We start from the raw sequence: 4,248 nt of genomic DNA on the forward strand, positions 1-4,248 counted from the left end.
CTCATGCCGCCTCGCGCGCGGCCGGCCGCAGCTGCGCCGCCGGCGACGCTGCGGCCGGCCGTGGCGGCGCCACTTTGCGCAGCGTGATTTCAACCAGCGTGCCCGGCGTCGCGGCGGCGGCCACCGCGATGCGTCCGCCCAGAACGGCGGTGACGATGTTGTGGGCGATGGCCAGTCCGAGTCCGCCGCTGCCCTGTCCCATGCGGGTGGTGAAGAAGGGATCGAACACGCGGTGCAGCAGTTGCGGCGCTATGCCGGCGCCGTCGTCGCCGACGGCGATTTGCAGCCAGTGCGCATCGACTTCGGCGGCGCTGATGGTCAGCACGCCGTCGGGCCGGCCGGCGAAGCCGTGCAGCAGGCTGTTGTCGATCAGCTGGTGCAGCACCTGGACCACGCTGTCGGGATAGGAATCCATGCGCAGGCCGGACCCGATCCGCAGCCGCAGCTCGCAGCCGGCGCCGCGCAATTCGGCGCGCCGCGCCGCGACCACTTCGGCCACCACGTCGGCCAGCAAAAAACGGCGGCGCCGCCCGTTGCCCTGGTCGGCCGCCACCTGCTTGAACGAGTCGAGCAAGCCGCTGGCGCGGTTCAGCGCCCGTTCGATCAGGGCGCAGCTTTCGCCGGCGTGCAGCAGATGCGCGTGCAGCTGGCTGCGCGTGATGCCGGCGTCCAGCGCCTGCCGCAGCTGCGCCGTCGACGCCGCCAGGGTGCTCACCGTCAGCAGCGCGTTGCCGATCGGCGTATTCAGTTCATGCGCGACGCCGGCCACCAGGCTGCCCAGCGCCGCCAGTTTTTCATTCTGCACCAGCTGCGCCTGGGCCGCGTGCAAACGCCGCAGCGCGTGGGCCATCTCGTGGTTGGTGCGTTGCAGTTCGCTGGTGCGGAAGGCCACTTTCTGTTCCAGCTCCAGATTCGCTTGCGCCAGTGCGCGGTTGCTGCCGTGGAGCGCGGCGGCGCGTCGGGCGATGGCGCGCCAGGCCAGCCGGGCGGCCAGCGCCAGGCCCGGTAGCAGCAGGATCGAGCCCAGTATCGGCAGTATCATGACGTTCACCTTTCAGATGCGGCGGCGCCGCGTGCACGGGGCGGCGCCGGCGGGGCGGCTTAAAACTCGTCCCAGCCGTCGGCGGCCAGCGCCAGCCTGGCGGCCGGCTGGCGCTGCGGCGCCGCCAGCGCCGGTTTCTGGCGGGCCGGCGCCGTCGCCGGCGCCTTCGTCGTTGCCATCACGGCGGTCGCGGTCGCCGCTTCATCCTGCCACAAGCGGAACACGCTGACCGCCTGCGTCAGCGCGCTGGCCTGGTCCTGCAAGGACAGCGCCGCCGCCGACGCCTCCTCCACCAGCGCCGCGTTCTGCTGCGTCACATCGTCCATCTGCGTGATGGCCTCGTTGATTTGCTCGATGCCGTCGGTCTGTTCGCCGCTGGCGACGGCGATGTCGCCCATGATGTCGGTCACGCGCTTGACGCTGGCGACGATGTCGTCCATCGTCGCCCCGGCCTGCGCCACCAGCACGGTGCCGCCGTCGATCTGCTCGACCGAGGCGCCGATCAGCTGCTTGATTTCCTTGGCCGCGCCGGCCGAGCGCTGCGCCAGGTTGCGCACTTCCGAGGCGACGACGGCGAAGCCGCGTCCCTGCTCGCCGGCGCGGGCCGCTTCGACCGCCGCGTTCAGCGCCAGGATATTGGTCTGGAAGGCGATGCCGTCGATGACGGCGATGATGTCGACGATCTTTTTCGCCGCGCCGTTGATGGCGCCCATGGTGTCGATCACCTGCGCCACCACCGCGCCGCCCTTGACCGCCACCGACGATGCCGACGCGGCCAGCACATTGGCCTGGCGGGCGTTGTCGGCGTTCTGCTTAACGGTGGCCGTCAGCTGCTCCATCGACGACGCGGTTTCTTCCAGCGCGCCGGCCTGCTGTTCGGTGCGGGCCGACAGGTCGCTATTGCCGATCGCCACCTCCTGCGCCGCCGCGTGGATGTTGTGGGAGCTGGCGCGGATGCTGCCGACCAGTTCCCGCATCGCCGTCTGCATATTGCACATGGCGCGCAGCATGAAGCTCGCTTCGCACTTGCCGTTCACCTCCAGCTCGTGCGACAGGTCGCCGGCCGCCATCGCCTCGGCCATGCCGACCGCCAGACCGAGGCGGCCGGTGTAGCCGCCCACCGTTTTCCACACCGTCAGCAAGGCGCCGGCCATCAGCACCAGCGCGCCGGCGACGACGCTGACGATCAGCTGTTGCTGCTGTTCGTGGGCCGCCTGGTACATCGCGTCCTCGGTGTTCTGGAGCGCGGAGATGGTCTGTTGCAGGCTTTTCTCGAAGCCGCCGTATTCGAACATGGTGGCCGTCACGGTGCCGACGATGCCCATCCAGTTCTGCGCTTCGGCGGCGGCCATGGCCGGCTCCACGCCACGGCGGTAGTACAGCGCGTACTGCGCCTTCAGGTCCGCCAGGCGCAGCGCCGGGAAGTCGCCGGCCATGGCGTCGACTTCATGCCACAACTGCTCGTTGCGCGCCATTTCGGCGCGGATCGCATCCGTGTGGACCGATACCGGATGCTTGTGCAGGCCGGCGGCGGCGTTCTGCGGATCGTGCATATAGGCGGCCAGCAGGTGGAAGCGCAGGTTCTTGGTGTCGGCGTCGATCTGGCGCAGCGGCACGATGATCTGGCTGTAGGCGTCTTTCTGCGACTGCATGCTGGTGTCGAACTGGCGCGCGACGTAGGTCAGGAGGCCGAGGGAAATCGCCGTCACCAACAACAGCAACGCGATCATCAGGATGCCGAGGGATTTGAGTTTCATTTTTTCACCTGTGGTTGGATTGCTGGTCTGGGCCGCGGCGGATGCGCCACGCTGGTCGCATTGCTGCGCGCATGAGTCCAATGTAAGCAATTCGGGGACGCGGCGGTATCGTCAAATGGCGCAAGAGATTCTTGCGCCATCTGGAATGCCGGTCGGTGGCGGGAGGAGGAGCGACGGCGCGCCGGCCGTCATGGGGCAAGGAGGGGGTGATGCGGTAAAGCGCGCGCTCAGGCGGTCAGCGTTTTGAGTTCGCCGCGGGCGATGCCGGTCAGCGTGCGTATCAATAATCCGACAATCACCAGCGTGGCGAAGGCCAGCAGCGCCAGCGCGATGGCGTCGGTGACCATGTTCTGCGCCGCGCCGGCGTAACGCAGCGCCGCCGTCGCCGCCGACGCCAGCGGGAAACTGACGGCCCACCACGACACGCGGAAGGGACAGCAGTGACGCAGGTGGCGCAGTCGTCCCAGCAGCACGGCCAGCATGAACAGGGTCAGCATGTACAGCGCCTGGGCGAAGGCGTCGATCTGGCCCATCGTCGCCACGTAGCTCGAGAAGCCGACCGAGAACGGCGCCAGCATAATCAGCAGCGACGGTTCCATCGCCGCCGGCAGCGGTTCCTCGAACAGCAGGCGCGACATGACCATCGTGAACAGCGGGATCGCGAAGAACAGGCCGACGGCCAGTCCCAGCATCATCACCCCGTGCACTTGCGGCCATTGCAGCGCCGGCACGGCCAGCGGCACGTCGAGCATGCCGACCACCGGCACGATCCAGGCCGGCGTGGCGTGCGCCACGTTCTGGCGCCGGTGCAGCCAGCGGTTGACGATCAGCCACGCGAACAGCGTCATGCCGGCCGCGCCCACCACCCACAGCCCGCGCGCCAAGGCCATGCCGTAGGGCGCGATCAGGATGGGCAGCAGCAGCACGCTGATGAGCAGCGTGCCAAACAGGTTGCCGGCGATAGGATGATGGAATTCGGCGCGCACGGCGTCGAAGCCGGTCAGCGCCTTGATGCCGTAGCCGATGGCCAGCGCGATGAACGCCAGCACGGCGACGGCGCCGGCCAGCTGGCCGGCCCATTGCGGCGCGCCGTACAACTGATGCGCGAGTTGCCACCCGACGGCCAGGCCGCACAGCCCCATCACGGAGCCGAACAAGGCCACCGGCAAATAGCTCAGCGAGCCGGTGTTGGCGGCGACGGCGGGGACGGCGGCGGCGCCATTGGCATTCATGGGCTCTCCTGGCGGCTTCAAAACTCGATCGCGGCGGCGATGATGGCGGCCGCCTTGCTCAGGCCGAGCGCGGCGTCGTCCGGCAGGCCGGCGGCGCGCGTCAATGCGAGCGCCGGGTGGTAGGAGACCAGCGTGCGGCCGGCCGCGTCCTCACGCACCAGCACCCGCATCGGCAGGTCCAGCGCGATCGACGGCGCGGCCAGCATCAGCGCCGTGC

The 4,248-nt window shown here is 69.2% G+C and carries 4 protein-coding genes; all 4 read right to left on the minus strand.

Annotation, left to right across the window (positions count from 1 at the left end; all coding sequences use genetic code 11):
• Position 1: 1 nt before the first annotated feature.
• The gene (locus tag Q0S71_RS20590) at positions 2 to 1,042 is read right to left on the minus strand and encodes an ATP-binding protein (RefSeq protein WP_295999918.1); all 1,041 of its coding nucleotides are present in this window, start codon (positions 1,040 to 1,042) and stop codon (positions 2 to 4) included.
• A 59-nt stretch (positions 1,043 to 1,101) separates the two neighbouring features.
• Complete coding sequence (locus Q0S71_RS20595; protein ID WP_295999919.1) at positions 1,102 to 2,799, minus strand: methyl-accepting chemotaxis protein; 1,698 nt, start codon at positions 2,797 to 2,799, stop codon at positions 1,102 to 1,104.
• 227 nt (positions 2,800 to 3,026) lie between these two features.
• A complete protein-coding gene (locus tag Q0S71_RS20600; protein ID WP_295999920.1) occupies positions 3,027 to 4,031 on the minus strand; it encodes an SLAC1 anion channel family protein in 1,005 nt (334 codons plus the stop codon).
• A gap of 17 nt (positions 4,032 to 4,048) precedes the next feature.
• Positions 4,049 to 4,248 (minus strand): DUF302 domain-containing protein (locus Q0S71_RS20605; protein WP_295999921.1); only part of this gene is annotated, 200 nt, incomplete at its 5' end.

It is taken from the genome of Rugamonas sp. (assembly GCF_025354735.1).
Lineage (GTDB): Bacteria > Pseudomonadota > Gammaproteobacteria > Burkholderiales > Burkholderiaceae_D > Rugamonas.

Coding starts and splice junctions, on each gene's coding strand:
- Q0S71_RS20590 (WP_295999918.1), bottom strand. CDS start 1,042: ATGATACTGCCGATACTGGGCTCGATCCTGCTGCTACCGGGCCTGGCG.
- Q0S71_RS20595 (WP_295999919.1), bottom strand. CDS start 2,799: ATGAAACTCAAATCCCTCGGCATCCTGATGATCGCGTTGCTGTTGTTG.
- Q0S71_RS20600 (WP_295999920.1), bottom strand. CDS start 4,031: ATGAATGCCAATGGCGCCGCCGCCGTCCCCGCCGTCGCCGCCAACACC.